Origin of the sequence: Anaerofustis stercorihominis DSM 17244 (genome assembly GCF_000154825.1) — a bacterium.
In the GTDB taxonomy this organism is placed as follows: domain Bacteria; phylum Bacillota; class Clostridia; order Eubacteriales; family Anaerofustaceae; genus Anaerofustis; species Anaerofustis stercorihominis.
Map to the genome: position 1 here is coordinate 715,400 of NZ_DS560019.1, position 17,013 is coordinate 732,412.

The 17,013-nt window shown below is 28.3% G+C and carries 18 protein-coding genes; 14 read left to right on the forward strand and 4 right to left on the reverse strand.

All coding sequences use genetic code 11. The features are described 5' to 3' along the window. Nucleotides 1-190 precede the first annotated feature (190 nt). Nucleotides 191-1,297: a DNA polymerase III subunit beta gene (gene dnaN, locus ANASTE_RS08140; RefSeq protein WP_007050524.1), complete on the forward strand. Its 1,107-nt coding sequence runs from the start codon at nucleotides 191-193 to the stop codon at nucleotides 1,295-1,297. A 38-nt stretch (nucleotides 1,298-1,335) separates the two neighbouring features. Then, a complete protein-coding gene (gene bilS, locus ANASTE_RS08145) occupies nucleotides 1,336-1,839 on the forward strand; it encodes a flavodoxin family protein BilS (RefSeq protein ID WP_007050525.1) in 504 nt (167 codons plus the stop codon). 156 nt (nucleotides 1,840-1,995) lie between these two features. Here bilS and ANASTE_RS08150 read toward each other — a convergent pair whose 3' ends face one another. Together ANASTE_RS08150 and ANASTE_RS08155 are read right to left on the reverse strand one after the other, a co-directional pair. Then, nucleotides 1,996-3,666 (reverse strand): hypothetical protein, encoded by a 1,671-nt coding sequence (locus ANASTE_RS08150; RefSeq protein WP_007050526.1) that lies wholly within the window; start codon nucleotides 3,664-3,666, stop codon nucleotides 1,996-1,998. Beyond that, nucleotides 3,656-5,752: an efflux RND transporter permease subunit gene (locus tag ANASTE_RS08155; RefSeq protein WP_007050527.1), complete on the reverse strand. Its 2,097-nt coding sequence runs from the start codon at nucleotides 5,750-5,752 to the stop codon at nucleotides 3,656-3,658. Before ANASTE_RS08155 ends, ANASTE_RS08150 begins: the two co-directional genes overlap by 11 nt. A 205-nt stretch (nucleotides 5,753-5,957) precedes the next feature. Here ANASTE_RS08155 and ANASTE_RS08160 point away from each other — a divergent pair, with 205 nt between their 5' ends. From ANASTE_RS08160 to ANASTE_RS08215, 12 genes are all read left to right on the forward strand, one after another. Then, complete coding sequence (locus ANASTE_RS08160) at nucleotides 5,958-6,560, forward strand: TetR/AcrR family transcriptional regulator (protein ID WP_007050528.1); 603 nt, start codon at nucleotides 5,958-5,960, stop codon at nucleotides 6,558-6,560. A 144-nt stretch (nucleotides 6,561-6,704) separates the two neighbouring features. Then, nucleotides 6,705-7,565: an ABC transporter ATP-binding protein gene (locus ANASTE_RS08165; RefSeq protein WP_007050529.1), complete on the forward strand. Its 861-nt coding sequence runs from the start codon at nucleotides 6,705-6,707 to the stop codon at nucleotides 7,563-7,565. Next, complete coding sequence (locus tag ANASTE_RS08170; protein WP_007050530.1) at nucleotides 7,565-8,266, forward strand: ABC transporter permease; 702 nt, start codon at nucleotides 7,565-7,567, stop codon at nucleotides 8,264-8,266. The genes ANASTE_RS08165 and ANASTE_RS08170 overlap by 1 nt, the downstream gene beginning before the upstream one ends. Nucleotides 8,267-8,470: 204 nt before the next feature. After that, entirely contained in the window at nucleotides 8,471-8,887 is a 417-nt protein-coding gene (locus tag ANASTE_RS08175; RefSeq protein ID WP_007050531.1) for a helix-turn-helix transcriptional regulator, read from the forward strand. 19 nt (nucleotides 8,888-8,906) lie between these two features. After that, entirely contained in the window at nucleotides 8,907-9,770 is an 864-nt protein-coding gene (locus ANASTE_RS08180) for an ABC transporter ATP-binding protein (protein WP_007050532.1), read from the forward strand. Next, nucleotides 9,751-10,398 carry an ABC-2 transporter permease gene (locus ANASTE_RS08185; RefSeq protein WP_039945402.1) on the forward strand — a complete coding sequence of 216 codons (648 nt, stop codon included), beginning with the start codon at nucleotides 9,751-9,753 and terminating at the stop codon, nucleotides 10,396-10,398. Before ANASTE_RS08180 ends, ANASTE_RS08185 begins: the two co-directional genes overlap by 20 nt. 105 nt (nucleotides 10,399-10,503) lie before the next feature. Beyond that, complete coding sequence (gene ybaK, locus ANASTE_RS08190; protein WP_007050534.1) at nucleotides 10,504-10,971, forward strand: Cys-tRNA(Pro) deacylase; 468 nt, start codon at nucleotides 10,504-10,506, stop codon at nucleotides 10,969-10,971. Between the two features lie 62 nt (nucleotides 10,972-11,033). Further along, entirely contained in the window at nucleotides 11,034-11,465 is a 432-nt protein-coding gene (locus ANASTE_RS08195) for a MarR family winged helix-turn-helix transcriptional regulator (RefSeq protein ID WP_007050535.1), read from the forward strand. 48 nt (nucleotides 11,466-11,513) lie between these two features. Continuing rightward, the gene (locus tag ANASTE_RS08200) at nucleotides 11,514-12,281 is read left to right on the forward strand and encodes a sulfite exporter TauE/SafE family protein (protein WP_007050536.1); all 768 of its coding nucleotides are present in this window, start codon (nucleotides 11,514-11,516) and stop codon (nucleotides 12,279-12,281) included. 33 nt (nucleotides 12,282-12,314) lie between these two features. Beyond that, nucleotides 12,315-12,860: a ferredoxin domain-containing protein gene (locus tag ANASTE_RS08205; protein WP_007050537.1), complete on the forward strand. Its 546-nt coding sequence runs from the start codon at nucleotides 12,315-12,317 to the stop codon at nucleotides 12,858-12,860. A gap of 448 nt (nucleotides 12,861-13,308) precedes the next feature. Further along, nucleotides 13,309-14,091 (forward strand): EFR1 family ferrodoxin, encoded by a 783-nt coding sequence (locus ANASTE_RS08210; RefSeq protein WP_007050538.1) that lies wholly within the window; start codon nucleotides 13,309-13,311, stop codon nucleotides 14,089-14,091. 104 nt (nucleotides 14,092-14,195) lie between these two features. Continuing rightward, complete coding sequence (locus tag ANASTE_RS08215) at nucleotides 14,196-15,656, forward strand: FAD-dependent oxidoreductase (RefSeq protein ID WP_039945407.1); 1,461 nt, start codon at nucleotides 14,196-14,198, stop codon at nucleotides 15,654-15,656. Nucleotides 15,657-15,728: 72 nt separating this feature from the next. On the opposite strand, the gene ANASTE_RS08220 is transcribed toward ANASTE_RS08215, so the two are convergent. Further along, on the reverse strand, nucleotides 15,729-16,187 hold the full coding sequence (locus ANASTE_RS08220; protein ID WP_007050540.1) for a threonine/serine exporter family protein: 459 nt from the start codon (nucleotides 16,185-16,187) through the stop codon (nucleotides 15,729-15,731). Between the two features lies 1 nt (nucleotide 16,188). After that, nucleotides 16,189-16,941 carry a threonine/serine exporter family protein gene (locus tag ANASTE_RS08225; protein WP_007050541.1) on the reverse strand — a complete coding sequence of 251 codons (753 nt, stop codon included), beginning with the start codon at nucleotides 16,939-16,941 and terminating at the stop codon, nucleotides 16,189-16,191. Nucleotides 16,942-17,013 lie beyond the last annotated feature (72 nt).

The window sequence follows — 17,013 nt, forward strand, 5'->3', positions numbered from 1 at the left end:
ACTTATTAAGATAGTTATCCTAATAAAATTATTGATTATTAACAGTAAAAAACAGTCGAAATCAGCTGATAAAAATAGATTTTTGACTTATCAACATTATCAACACTACTAATACTATTACTCTTTAATAATTAATAATTCTATAAAGATAAAATGACAGTTAATTCTATAACAGAAAGGATACTAATAAATGAACATAAAAGTTGATAGAAATGAATTTTTAAAAGCACTTATAACGGTAAGTAAAGCAACGACTCTTAGAAATGTAGGATCTTTGGAAGGAATACTACTTGAAAGCTATGATGATGTACTTTCTTTATATGCAACAAATAAAGAAATACAGATATCAACGATAATAGATGCTAAAGTAATAAGAGAAGGTAAACTTTTAATAAATTCAAGGATACTAAGTGATATAGTCAGAAGTTTTGATAACGGTGAAGTTGAAATAGATGCGGATGAAAATAATAATATTAAATTAACTTGTTTAAATTCAAAGTTTAATATTACAGCTATGGATCATAGAACATTCCCAAATAAAGAAGTTTATAATATAAATGATTTTATAAAAATGGACAACCATGTCATAAGAAATATGATAAAAGAAACATCTTTTGCATGTGCAACTTCCGATTCCGTTTCTCCTATACTTACGGGTATACTAATAGAAAATAATGATGAAGATATTAAATTTGTTGCAATTGACGGATTTAGAATGGCTATAAGAAGTGAACAATCAAAAGAGAGATATATGAATAATATTAAGTGTGTAGTTCCTTCAAGTACATTGAACGAACTTAATAAAATACTTACTAATTACGATGACGATGTATTCCTAAATATTAATGATAAAAAGTTTGTTGCGAATATAGGAAGAACTCAATTGGTATCCAGCCTGCTTCAGGGACAATTTATCGATTACGGCAATCTTCTTCCTAAAGAAAGTAAAACAATAGTAAAAATGAATAAAAATGAGTTATTATCGGCTTGTGAAAGAGCTGCAATAATATCTGATGAAGGAAGAGCTCATTTAATAACTCTTCATTTCACCGATAATAATTTATTGCTTACAAGCAAATCTGCTTACGGCAATGTTGAAGAAAATATAAATATAAATTTAAGCGGTGAGGATTTGGATATATCTTTTAACAGCAGATATGTTATAGATGCACTTAAAGTTATTGAAGATGAAAAAGTCATACTTGAATTCAATAGTTCTAACAGTCCATGCTTGATTAAACCTGTAAGCTCAAATAAGTTTACTTATTTAATAATGCCTGTTAGAATATCAAACTAAAAAAGACCTTATGGTCTTTTTTAATAAGGAGAATTAAAATGAAATATAGTATTTATTATGAATCAAAAACGGGAAATACGAAGTTACTTGCCGAAAAAGCTTATGAAATACTAAAAAAAGACATAGTTAATTTTGAAGAATATAAAGGTAATTATATTGACTATAATGAAGATATAATAATTGTAGGATTTTGGACCGATAAAGGCGGTGCTACAGACAATATAAAAGAACTATTAAGTAAAATAGAAAATAAAAAAATCATATTGTTCGGTACAGCAGGTTTTATGAGTGACAAGGAATACTATGAAAAAATCATAAATAATGTAAAAGAAGATATCAATGAAAGCTGTGAAGTGATAGATTATTTTATGTGTCAAGGTAAAATGGGGATTGGCATAAGAAAAAGATATGAAAAATCTTTGGAAACAAATCCTGATGACGAAAATATAAAAGTAATGATCAAAAATTTTGATAATGCTCTTTCTCATCCTGATGAAGAAGATTTAAAAGCTTTTGAAGGACTTTTAACTAAATATATGTAATTACTTATAAAATTTGTTTTGTGTTAAATAAAAGCTGATAATGGCTTTAAAGTGAGTGATACCGATAAAATAAATATAAGAAAAAAATAAAAAGGATTTATTAAGTATAATAAATCCTTTTTTTATAAAATATTCATATATATTAATTTAATAATTTTATTCTATAGCTTCCGTTTTATATATAAATTTAACGCTTCCATTCATATTATTTGATATTCCTGAAAAATTATTATAAGCATTAGCTTTATTTATAGTTGTATGAAGTCTGGCTTTTAAATTATCTATACTTCCTGCAGCTTCCACAAGTTTACTTATACCTTCTTTATCAAATTGGTTCATACCTTCTTTTAATTGTTTAGAACCTTTTTGTAATTTATTAATACCGCTGATCAATTGACTGCTTCCTTTTTGAAGAGTGTTTAGTCCTTCGCTTAATTCACTGCTACCTGTTATCAATGGATTTATACCTTTATTTATTAAATCATTTGCGCCGGCTGCTATTTTATCGCTACCCTGTGATTTTAATAATTTACTTCCGTCATATATTTGTGATAATCCGCTTTCTAGATTTGAAGTTCCTTTCATTAATGTTGGTTTCCCGTTTACTGTATCTGAAGTGGTTAAATTATAAACTATTTGTTTTTGTCCATTAATAGTTTGATCCAGTGTAGCTGACATTGTTTCAAGCTTAGTAATCATTGGATTTGACGGATCTGCATTTTTTAATTGACTTATCATAGTATCAATACCTGATTTTACTTGTTCATTATAAGATATAGTTTGATTTAAAGAGTTTCCCGCCGTATTTAGTCCGTCTTTTAATGTTGAACTTCCTTCTTTTGCCGTTTTTACATTTGATGACAATTTATTTATATTATTTGATAGTGTATTTGCTCCGTTTTTTAAATCCGTTGCTCCTGTTTTTAATTGCTTACTTCCTTCTGATAATTTTTTAGCACCCTTATTTAATTTATCTACTCCTGTCGTTAGTGTACCTGATTTATCCACTAAAGTAGTAATTCCTTTATATAATTCATCCGAACCTTCTACAAGGCTGTTTGAAGCATTTGAAAGCTTACTTAAAGAATTAGTTAAATCCATTAAACTGTCTACATCAGTTAAGTCTATATCGTTAAAGAGTTCATTTGTAGCGTAGCTCATACTACCGTCAAAAGTAAAGTCTTTTACATCAGCACTTACTTCTAAATATGAAGGTATATCTACTCCTTTCATACTCAATGATTCATCCATTCCCGGAAAACCGTATCCCATAATCAATGTATTGTTACCCTCATCAACTGCTTTACCGTTTGTAACTTTTACATTACTTACTTTCTTTGAATCCATAATCATTCCCGAAACTATCATAAAAGGACTGTTATTAAATGTCGTATTTTTATAATCAAATCTTATTTTTAATTTTCCTGATTTATGTGCTATATCTTCAGCACTTACTTTTTCTCCGTTTAAATAATATGATAATTTTACACTTATAGGAAGTTTTTTGTTTGAAGTACCCTGGTATGTTATATCTTTTCCTTCACTGTTCCATACTACTTTAGAAAAAGTTTTATTAAATGTTTCATTTCCTTTTATATTTTTTATATCACTTAAACTTGATTTGTCTTCTATTTTTTCACCCTTATTTGTATTTTTTAAAGTGTCGCTTACTATTTTTTTATTTATATTACCGTTTTGATCTGCAATCACATATACGCTTTCTTCTTTAGTTACTTTTGAACTTTTTGCAAATATACTTGGAGTAAATGCAGAAATTACAAGTAATGAAGATAAAGCTCCCGCAATTATTTTATTTTTATTTTTCATTTAAAACTTCTCCTTTATTACCTATATTGAATTTATAACTTGTTTTTATTATTAGTTTATCAAATATCATTAATGCTGATGGAAGCATGAATATGACAGTAAACATACTTATGATCGCACCTCTCGATAAAAGTGTACATAGAGAACTTATCATATCTACCTTAGAATAAACAGAAACTCCGAGAGTAGATAAGAAAAATCCTAAAGCACTTACTATGATTGAATTTATAGATGTTTTAAGTGCTATCGTCACAGATTCTTTTTTACTAAGTCCATTAGTTCTTTCTCTTTTATATCTCGTGGTCATAAGAATTGCATAATCTACCGTAGCTCCCAGCTGTATAGTACCTATAACAACTGAAGCTATAAATGGTATTGTCGTATTTGTATAAAAAGGTAATCCCATATTTATGAATATGGCAAATTCTATAATTGAAACCAGTATAACCGGAAGTGATATAGATTTGAATACGCATGCAATTATAATAAGTATTGCTATTATTGATATATAACTTACGACTTTAAAGTCTCTGTCCGTTATATCTATTAAATCTTTTGTACATGCTGCTTCTCCTATTACAAGAGAGTTTTTATCATATTTATTTGTTATATTGTTTATACTCGTTATTTGATTATTAACTTCATTTGATGCGGTCTTATAAGATGAGTTTATTATTATAAGTTTATATTTATCGCTTTCCAATAAGTCTTTTACATTACCTGGTATCATTTCATCAGGTATCGAAGGATCTACTATAGAATCCAGTGATAATACATCTTTTATTCCTTTTATATTTTTTATTTCATTTATCATATTATAGGTATCTTTTCTTGATAAATTTTTATCTGTGAGTATCATATGTGTTGTACCTATATCAAAATCTTTAACTAATGCATTATTTGCAACTATACTTTCTGTTGTAGCAGGAAGTGTATCTGCAAGATTGTAATAAACCTTTGTATTTTTATATCCGTATATTGAAGGTATTAATATTACCACGAATAGTAAAGCGAATATTTTATAATTTTTAACTATAAAACTACATAACCTATCAAAATTTGGCATAAAGTTTCTATGTTTTGTCTTATTGATAGTCTTTTCAAAGGTAAGTATCAATGAAGGTAATATCGTAACGCATGATATTATACCTATTACTACACCTTTTGCCATTACTATTCCGAGATTAAGACCAAGAGTAAATGTCATAAAACAAAGAGCCAAAAATCCTGCTATAGTAGTTACCGAACTTCCTACTATTGAAGTAAATGTATTCGTTATGGCATTTGCCATTGCTTCATTTTTAGTATCATAATTTTGAAGTTCTTCCTGATAACTGTGATATAGAAAAATAGAATAGTCCATTGTTACTGCTAACTGAAGAACTGCTGTCAATGCTTTTGTTATGAAAGATACATCTCCGAGAAAGAAGTTACTTCCAAGGTTATATAATATGGACATTCCAATACTTAATAAAAAGAATACCGGTATCATAAATGAATCCATTGAAACAGCCAATATTATAGATGTAAGGATTGCTGCTATTATTACATAGATCACAGTTTCTTGATTGACGACTTGTTTTATATCAGTTATTACAGATGACATCCCGCTTAGGAAACATTGTTTATCGGATATACTCCTTATTTCTTCTACTGCTTTCATTGTTTCATCCGAACCCATACTTCCTTTAAAGAAAATTGCCATTAATGTTTCATTATTTTCTTTATTATTAAATTCTTTATATATATTATCCGGAAGTATATCTTTAGGTACTGATGTGTCCATTATATCGTCGTACCATATTACGGATTCAACACCTTTTACACTTTCTATTTTTGTTTTTAAGTTTGATATGTCTTTATCTTCCATTCCTTTGACTACATACATGCCAAATCCGCCTTTACCGAATTCATCCATAAGTATATCCTGACCTTTCATGGTATCAAGGTCTTTAGGCAGATATGATAATATATCATAGTTTATCCTTGTAGTAACAAATCCGATTACTGACGGTATCAATAAAAGCAAACTTATTATTAAAATAAGTATTTTATTTTTTACTATTTTTTCAGATATTTTTATCATATAATTTCCTCCTTAAATTTAATATATGAAGGTATATATTAAATAATGACTAATAGTCATTTTATTACTGTAGAAGATTATAATACTAAAATGACCGTTAGTCAATAATAATATATAAAAAAAATGACTAATGGTCAATTAAGTTTATTTAAAGATTGACTTTCCGCAGTTATTATAATAATATTTAAAATAAGGAGAGATAAAAATGGGTATTATTGAAGATAAAAAAAAATTAAAATTAGATGCTCTTTTGGATTCTGCATTTAGTTTATTTATAACAAAAGGGATAGAGAAAACATCTGTATCGGATATAACTAAAAAAGCTAAAGTTGCCAAAGGAACTTTTTATTTATATTTTAAAAATAAATATGATATCAATGATACTCTTATATTCAATAAGTCTACGGAAATTTTTAATGCCGCTAAATTAGCATTGGAAAAAGAAAATATAAATGAATTCCATGAAAGAATAATATTTATAGTAGACTACATAATTAATTTTTTGGATAACAATCCTATTATGTTGAGTTTTATTGCTAAAAACTTAAGCTGGGCCGTATTCAAAAAAGTAATCATAGAGGATAATGAGGAAGATAATAAATTTAAAAATTATTTTGATGATTTGATAAATAGTTCGGGATATGAATTTGATAATCATGAACTTATGCTTTATACTATTTTGGAATTTGTAAATTCAACTTGTTATAATGTAATTTTATATAATGAACCGGTAAAACTTGAAGTACTTAAAAAGTTTTTGTATAAAGATATAAATTCGATAATAAATAATCATATTATAAAAAAATAAGACTATTCCGTATTATAGTCTTATTTTTAATTGAAAAAAAATGTAAATTTCAAAACTGTTGACTCCTGATTTTAAACAATATATAATGGGATATAAGTTTTAAAAATCACTTTAATAATAAAGTAAAATTGTACGAGGTATTGTATGGCGAAAGATAAAAACATAATTATTAAGCTCGAACATGTAAATAAAAAGTTCGGTGAAAAAGAAGCATTAAAAGATGTAACTTTTAATGTAAGTAAAGGTGAGATTTTAGGTTTTCTCGGTCCTTCGGGAGCAGGTAAAACTACTTTAATAAAAATCCTTACAGGTCAGATACCTTCAGATTTAGGTATAGCGGAAGTATTTGGTAAAGAATGTATAAGACTTAAAGATGCGGATTATGAAAGAATTGGTATGGTTCTTGATGACAGCGGAGTTTATGAAAGACTTACTTGTTTTGATAATATACTTTTCTTTGCTGATTTACATAATATATCAAGACAGGAAGTTCACGATGTATTTGATAAAGTAGATTTGGCAGATGCAAAATGGGAAAAAGCCGGTAACTTATCGAAAGGTATGAGACAAAGGCTTGTTATAGCAAGGGCTATACTGCATAAACCGGAACTTATATTTTTGGATGAACCTACAAGCGGTCTGGATCCTTTGACAGCTCAAAAAGTACATAAATTATTATTTGAACTTAGAGAACAAGGAACCACTATCTTCTTGACTACTCATAACATGGAAGAAGCTACCAAACTTTGCGATCATGTAGCTTTACTTAATGAAGGTGTCATAGTAGAATATGGTGTTCCCGAAGAATTATGCAGACAGTATAATGAGAAAAATGAAGTTGAGTTACTTCTTAAATCAGGTAATACAGTAAGATATTTAAATAACAGTGAGTGTGCTGATAAAGTAGCAGATCATTTCAGAAAAAATGAAGTCGTATCTATTCACTCTTCTGAACCTAATTTGGAAACAGTATTTATTTCGCTTACAGGAAGGAAGTTAATATAATGTCAACATCACTTAGAAAAATAAAAGCAATTTTTGTTAAAGAAATTAAAGATGCACTCAGAAGCAACAGGATAGTATTTTTATTCTTACTTTTTCCTGTATTTGGGTATTTGATTACAGCAATGATGAAGGGAGATGCAGGAACAAATCCTCTTATTTTCCTTACAATGCATATATCTATGATACCTTTAATGATAACAGCTGCTCTTATAGCAGAGGAAAAAGATAAACAAACTTTAAGAGTTTTGATACTCTCAAATGTAAAACCGCTACAGTATTTACTTGGGGTGGGAAGTTTTGTATTTGTACTTAATATAGTTACTTCGTGTTTATTCTTACCTCTTTTAAATTTACAGCTTGTATATATACCTCAGTTCTTACTTGTAGTAATGCTTGGTATATTATGTTCAACTATACTTGGAGCTATTATCGGTGTTATAGTTAAATCCGGTTCTAATGTAGCTGCTGCAAGTACACCTATAACTATTTTATTTGCACTTGTTCCTCTTATTGCTTCAGGTACTGGAAGTGGATTTTTATCTACAATAGCAATGGGATTATACAGCGGTCAGTTGATGACCATTATATTTGATATAGCAAATAACTTTACATTCCTAAGGATTTCCATTATGATGGTCAATTTGGTAGTTCTGGCAACTGTATTCGTATTTGTTTACAATCAAAAAAAATTATCGGATTAATAATATATAGTATTTTTTAGACAGGTTAATACCTGTCTTTTTTATTTTATAAGAATCATTAAGATAGAAATAATAATATTATTATTCAATAAATAATGATATATTTAAATTATATTTTGCAACTAAATATAACATAAATGTAAATATTAGTTGGTTTTAAATTTTCTATATTAAATTTATACTTTTGAATTAAGGAGAAGAGTTATGATTTACAAAAATTTAAAAGACTTAAGAAAAAATAACGGTTTAACTCAAGAACAGTTATCGGAGAAAATCGGTGTCAGCAGACAAGCTATAGGCAAGTGGGAGAAAGGAGAAAGTATACCCGATTTATATAGTATACTGGAGCTTTCTAATGTTTACTCTATAACAATCGATACATTGGTAAGGTATTTACTTGATGATGTTGATGATAAATCCGATGATGATGAAGGAAAATATTTATTTGGTACTGTAAAAGTAGGAGACAGAGGACAAATAGTTATACCTAAAGAAGCAAGAAATATTTTTAATATCAACCCCGGTGATTATCTTATATTTTTAGGTGATATAAATAAAGGATTGGCTCTTGCCAAGACAGAAATATTTAAACCTATAACAGATGAAATATTAAAAGATTAATAAGAAAAGGACATAAAAAATGAAAGTATTGAATATAGAAAATTTAAATAAAAAGTATGAAAAGTTTGAGCTTAAAAATATATCATTTTCTCTTGATGAAGGAAAAATAATAGGATTTATAGGAAGGAACGGAGCCGGAAAAACGACTACAATAAAATCCATAATGAATTTTATTAAAATAGATAACGGAAATGTAACTTTTTTTGAAAAGTATAATAGAGACAATATAAATAAAATAAAAAAATATATAGGTTTTGTAAGCGGAGGAATAGATTATTATTCTTTAGAACCTATCAAAGTTATAACTTCCGTTACGAAACGATTTTATAGTAACTGGGACGATAAATCATATATGTATTATATAAAAAAGTTTGGTATTGATGAAAATAAGAAACCAAGTGAATTATCCGAAGGAATGAAAGTTAAATATTCTCTTATACTTGCTCTTTCTCACAATGCAAAATTATTGATACTTGATGAACCTACAAGCGGTTTGGATCCTGTATCCAGAGAAGAACTTTTGGATATATTTTTAGATTTGGCAGAAAAAGAAAAAGTGACTATATTTTTTTCAACTCATATAACATCGGATTTGGAAAGATGTGCGGATAATATCATATATATAAAAAACGGAAATATCATATTAAACAAAACCTATGATGATTTGATAAATGAATTTAAATGTATAAGGATAAAAAAGGATTATTATACCAAGGAGGATAATAAAAATCTTATTGGTATAAAGAGAACGAAATACGGATATGAAGGAATAATAAGATGCAGCGATGATGTAAAAGATTATTATGAGGTAATGAATACTGATTTAGAAAGTATAATGATACACTTAGAAAGGGACGAAAATGATGAAAAATATATTATATAAAGAATTTAAACTTGCAATTCATCCCAGTACATATATATTTTTATTACTGTCATCAATGGTACTGATACCAAATTATCCATATATGGTCATATTTTTTTATAGTATTCTTGGAGTATTCTTTATATCTTTAAACGGAAGAGAAACTAAAGATATATATTATTCAATGCTTCTTCCTATAGATAGAAGTGAACTTGTAAAATCAAGGATATTATTTGTTTCTTTAATAGAAACAGCTCAGATATTATTACTTGTTCCTTTTATAATAATAAAAAATATATTTATATACTCACCTAATTTGGCAGGACTTGATGCAAATATTTCTTTATTGGCAATGGGATTTTTAATATATAGTATATACAATTATGTATTTTTTACAAATTATTATAAAAATGTAAATAAAGTAGGTTATTCATTTTTTATAGCTTCGATATTTTCTACTATACTTATGATAATAATTGAATCATCTACACATATCGTTCCCTTTGTAATGAATTATATAGATACTCCCGATAGTATATTCTTATTTGGGAAATTAATATTATTATTTATTAGTATAATGATATTTTGTGTATCTAATATCTTTACATATAGAAAATCCGTAAAAGAATTTAAAAAAGTAGATTTATAAAACTTAACACCTTATTTTAATAAGGTGTTTTTTTATTTAATAAAATTGAAAGAATAATACTCATATGCTAAACTTTATATTAAATTACTGATAAAGAGGTCAATTATGAGCGAAAAAACTAATGTGATGAGGATATTGGATAAAAAGAAAATTAAATATAAAAGTTATTCATATAAAAAGAAAGGTGCTATAAGCGGGACAGAAGTAGCTAAGTATTTAAATCAAAATGAAAATCAGGTTTTTAAGACTCTTGTTACCATAGGTAAATCAAAAGAAAATTATGTATTTGTCATTCCTGTAAATAAGGAACTTGATCTAAAGAAGGCAGCAAAATGTGTTGGAGAAAAGTCTATTAGTATGATAAAAGAAAAAGAGCTTTTACCGCTTACCGGTTATGTTCATGGAGGATGTTCCCCTATAGGTATGAAAAAGTTTTTTACTACGGTTATAAATAAAACCGCAGAAGATTTTGATACTTTTATATTTTCAGCCGGTAAAGTCGGATATCAAGTCGAAGTTAATTTAGATGACTTGAAGAAAGTTATAGAATTTAAACTTGAAGATATAGTATAGATTAAAGATATTGACAAAATTTTCATCAGATGTTATAGTGTATATACACGAAAGGTTAAAAAATGGATAATTTGAAGAAACATAGCTGTTATTGTATTAATTTTAGAAGAGCGGCAAATTCAATTACAAAGTATTATGATAATTATTTAAAAAAAGCGGGTCTTACCATAAATCAGTTTTCTTTACTTAAAAATATACTCAAGATAGAACCTGCTTCGGTAAGTGAGATTGCCGTAAAAGTAGGTTTGGAAAGAACTACTGTAGTTAGAAATTTAAAGTCTTTATTTAAAGAGCGATTAATAGAAGATATATCGGAAAAATTTGAGAGAAATAAAAAAGTCAGACTTACCGAAAAAGGAAAAAAAACTCTAAATTCAGCAATACCATTATGGGAAGAAGCTCAGAAAGATATCGAAAATAAAATAGGTAAAGAAAATTTTACTAATTTACTAAAAACTTTCGATAGTTTAAATAAATTAGATATTGATAATTAGTATATTACGCAGCATTTTATTTAAGTAAATTTATATTGTGAGGTTTTTATGATTTTTAGTTATTTGATTTATATTATATCAGGTCTGGGTGCAGGGATAGGAACCGGGCTGGCAGGTCTTTCTGCGGCAGCGGTAATTTCTCCGATGCTCATTACATTCTTGGGATTTAATGCGTATGAAGCGGTATCAATCGCGTTGGCTTCAGATGTTTTAGCTTCTGCAGTTTCTGCTTACATATATTATAAAAATAAAAATATAGATATCAAAAACGGAGTTATAATGCTTATTGCTGTTTTGATATTTACCGTAGTTGGAAGCTATATAGCTTCAATAGTCCCAAATTCCACAATGGGAAGTTTTTCTGTATTCATGACATTTTTATTGGGTATTAAATTTATAGTAAAACCCGTTATGACTACCAAAGAAAACTTGGAGAAAAAAGATAAAAAGTCAATGGCTGTAAGTTCTGTTATTTGTGGAATACTGATTGGTTTTATATGCGGTTTTATAGGTGCCGGGGGAGGTATGATGATGCTTCTTATTTTAACCAGTGTTCTTGGATATGAACTTAAAACTGCTGTGGGTACGAGCGTGTTTATTATGACTTTTACTGCATTTACCGGTTTCTTGTCTCATACCGCTATAAGTTCAGCTCCGGATATCCCTGCACTTATAACATGTATAATTGCTACATTTGTTGGTGCCAGAGTAGCAGCATTATTTGCTAATAAATCAACTCCGGAAAAATTAAACAGAATAACAGGGATAGTACTTGCTGTTCTTGGACTCTCAATGATACTTGTAAAAATTATATAAATATATTTTATATAAATAAAAAGGAGATAAAAAATGATTTACAATGAAAAACAAATGGAAGAAAAAGCTGTTTTGGAAACTGCAGCTAAGATGTGTGCCGCTGCAAGGACCTCACCAAAGACAAAAGGTGTGGATAACATTGTAACTGTTGTGCTCACAGGAAAAGAAAAAGATGAACTTGCCGATAAAATGGAAGAAGTTTATTTAAGAGAATTTGGTGAAACCGAAGGACATTATGTGAGAGACGGCAGAAATTTAAGAACAGCGGGAGCTGTTGTATTGATAGGTGTGAAAAGAGCTTATACAGGACTTCCTCATTGTTCTTTCTGCGGATTTAAAAACTGCGGTGAAAATAAAAAAATGGGTGGAAGATGTGCTTTTAATACTATCGATCTCGGTATTGCCATTGGTTCTGCTGTTTCCATTGCCGCTGATAACAGGGTAGACAGCAGAGTTATGTTTTCCATAGGTAAAGTCGCCGAAGAAATGAATTATGCTGAAGGTGAAGATATTATATGGGAAGGAATTCCTATAAGTGTCAGTGGAAAAAGTCCTTTCTTTGATAGAGTTAAAAAATAAAGAAATAAAAAAGGCAATATATAATTGTCTTTTTTTATTAAATCCTGTTTTTTTAACATATTGAATAGGATATTTATTTAATCTATAATAGTCAATATATTAATTAAAGGATTTTATATGTTTGATATTTGATAAAAAGAAACTATATTAAAAACTTTTAATAAGAACAGATATAGTCTTATCAGATTTCAAGATAAAATAATTCAGATTATTTTATTTAATATGATATTCAACTGAGGTAAATTCTGTTTTAGGGTAGGGGATTTATCAAAAAACAAATATATCAATGACTGCGTTTTTTTATGATTTAAAAGTACTTTAAGATATTAATATAATAAAATGAGTAAAGAATATATAAATTATTATTTAAATTTCTACAGCATTTCAATAAAACATTTATATCATTTTTAAGATATCGAAACTATAATAAATAAGAGAGGATAATAATATGAATATATCAAAGGTAAATAATTTATTTTTCAGTCCTACCGGAGGGAGTGAAAAAATTGCAAAGATAATTGCCGGAGTTTGGGAAAACGATAAGGTTAAAAATATAGATATTTCCATTTATAATGAAGATTATGGAAAATACGAATTTGGAAGTAACGAACTATGTATAATAACTGTTCCATCTTTTGGAGGGAGAGTACCAAATGCTGCAATGAATAATATCTCAAAGATAAAAGGTGATCATACTCCTGCTTTACTCGTAGTTTCTTACGGTAACCGAGCATATGATGATACTTTACTGGAACTTAAAGAAACTCTTAACGATAATGGGTTTTTATGCTTTTCCGCTATTGCGGCTGTAGCAGAACATTCAATTATGCATATTTATGGTAAGGGACGTCCGGATGAAGATGATAAAAAAGAATTGATTACATATTCTAAAAAAGTTAAAGATTATTTAGCTGATAATGATGAAATCAAAGGAGAAGTTAATATTCCCGGAAATTATCCTTATAAAGAATATAACGGAGTACCCATCAAACCAAAAGCTTCGGATAAATGCAGTGAATGCGGGCTTTGTGCCAAAAGATGTCCTGTTGGAGCAATACCCTTAGATAATCCAAAACTTACGGATAAAGAAAAGTGTATTTCCTGTATGCGATGTATAGAAATATGTCCGAACAATGCAAGAAGTGTTAATAAGGTCATGCTTGCTGCATCGAAAAAAAAGCTTAAGAAAGTATGTGAAAACAGAAAGAATAATGATTTTTTTATAGAATAATATAATTTTTAAAAGCAGTGATTATAACTGCTTTTTTAATTTATAATGTTATAAATTTAATATATGCGTCAATAATTATAAAAAAATATTATGAGGTATTTATTATGGATGCACTTTGGAAAAACACTACGGATTTACCTGATTATGAAAGCTTGAAAAGTAATATAAATGTTGATATAGCTATAATCGGAGGAGGGCTTGCGGGTATACTAACGGCTTATAAATTAAAGGAAAAGGGACTTAATGCTGTAATTTTTGAAGCAGATAAAATATGTTCGGGTACAACAGGGTATACGACAGGTAAAATATCTTTGGCACATGGACTTATTTATAATTATTTAATAGATAACTTTTCTTTAGAACAAGCAGTAGAATATGCTGACTGTAATAAAAAAGCGATAAACGAATATGAAGAATTGATAAATAAAGAAAATATTGATTGTGAATTTGAAAAATGCTCTTCTTATCTTTACTCCGCTTTATATGATTATAATTTAAAGGAAGAATTTAAAGCGGCTAAAAAATGTAATTTGGAATGTGAGTATTTAGAAGAAAGTGAGCTTCCAAAAGGTATTAAGGGAGCAATAAAATATAAAAATCAAGGAAAATTTAATCCTTTAAAGTTTGTGAAACATATAATAAAGGATTTAAAGATATATGATCATACTTTTATCAAAGAATTTGATGAACAAAATAAATTATTGACTACCGATAAAGGATATAAAGTCAAAGCGGATAAAATAGTATTTGCCTGTCATTACCCTTTTGTAAACAGTCCCGGATATTATTTTTTAAGAATGCACCAAGAAAGATCATATTTTTTAATATGTGAAAATAAAAAGAAACTTAAAAATATATACTTAAATGTAGATGAAAAAGGATATTCTTTCAGAAGTTATGACAAATATTTACTATTCGGCGGAGAAAAGCATAGGACGGGAGGAAATAAAGAGGGCTATAAATATAATTTACTCAGAGAAAAACTAAAAACCTTTGACAAAAACTATAATGAAGTCGGTCATTATTCGACTCAGGACTGTATGAGTATAGATAAAGTTCCTTATATCGGCTTATTTTCAGATTCACTGAAAGACATTTATGTACTTACGGGATTTAATAAGTGGGGAATGACGTCTTCGATGTTCGGAAGTGATATAATTGCCGATATGATATCGAATGGTCTTGATAATAAAAACAGTATTTTTTGTCCAAGCAGATTTGATACCAAAGGTGTTGCAAAGTCAGCTATTAAAGAAGGTCCTTATTCCATAAAGGGACTATCTAAGGAATTTCTCAATATACCAAATACCGAACTTGATAAACTGCTTTTGGGACACGGAGGAGTCGTTAAGTATAATGGAAAGAAAGTCGGAGTGTATAAAGATGAAGACGGAAAGTGCTATATAGTTTCTACAAAGTGTCCTCATTTAGGATGTGAACTATCTTGGAATCCCGATGAAAAATCATGGGACTGTCCTTGCCATGGTTCGAGGTTTGATTATATGGGTAATATAATCAATGATCCGAGTGTGGAAAATTTGGAGTTTATAGAAAAGAAACAGTAAATCATAAATGAATTTATTAGGGCGCGGAATCTGCGAAGCAGGTGTAGTGCCCGCTAAAAAAGACCTTAACTATCAGTAGGGTCTTTTTCTTATATAATATTTTTTTAGTTTTGTAATTATCTGCATTATTGAAGTAACAAGTATGATACCAAAAGAAATCGCCGCTGCTTCTTTTATAACCAAATTAAAAAAGTAAATAAAATTATCCATATTGTCGGTGACCAAATTATACATTGTATAGTATAAATCTCCTCCGGGTATCAAAGGAACCAGTATCGGTATTAGAATAATTATTACCGGAGTTTTTATTTTTCTGGATATGATTTCTGCAAATATAGATAATATGAAAGTTGATATAAATAAACTTATTACTTTATTTGCATTATAACTGTAAAAAAACAAATAACAAATCCAGGACATTGCTCCTCCGAAAGCAATAATAGAAATTTTGTCTTTTTTTATATTGAATAGTATTGCAAATCCTACAGAACCTATTAACGCCATCAGTATTTGAATTAGACTTTCTATCATGTTAACCTCCCATTGGTATTAGTATCAGAGAGAACCCCAGAGCAACTGCGGCAGCTTTAAGCAGAGATTCAAGCAGTCCCAATAAACCGGATATTATATCTCCGTTGATTAAATCTCTTAAAGAATTTGTAAGAGGTATACCGGGAATTAAAAGCATTATATTTCCTATTATGATTTTATCTATATTACTTCCTATACCTATATTAGATAGCGTAACGGCACTTAAAGCAGTTAATGTAGAGGATAAAAGGCTTATGACTATATTGTTCATGTTTACTTTATTTAATAGCTCAAGTAAAATAAATAAAATTGATCCTGTTATTCCCGAAGCCACAGCATCTGAAAAAATCCCTCCGAAAAAGACTGAAAAAGCAAATGAAATGGCTATATAAGAGAATAAATGTAAAACTTTAGGATAATTTTTAGTTTTATCTATATTTCTAATTTCCTTTTCAACTTTTGAAATATTAACTTTTTTTGAACATATATCTCTTGATAATTGATTTAGGTATTCAACCTTTTCAAAATTTGTGTTATATTTTTTGATCCTTCTTGTTTGTGTTATTATTTCGTCATTTGGAAGGTGTATAGTCAGTATTATCGTAGATGTAATGGTAAATACATCTACTTTTTTAAAGCCGTAAGAAGTTCCTAGACGTATCATAGTATCTTCTACTCTGCTTACTTCAGCTCCCGATACAAGAAGCATTTCACCTATATCCAATATATTTGAAACCAGTTTAGTACTTTGCATTTAATGTCCTTTCAAAATATATAAAATCTTTATTATTATATTAATATTTATGGTTATTTACTATATTTATTT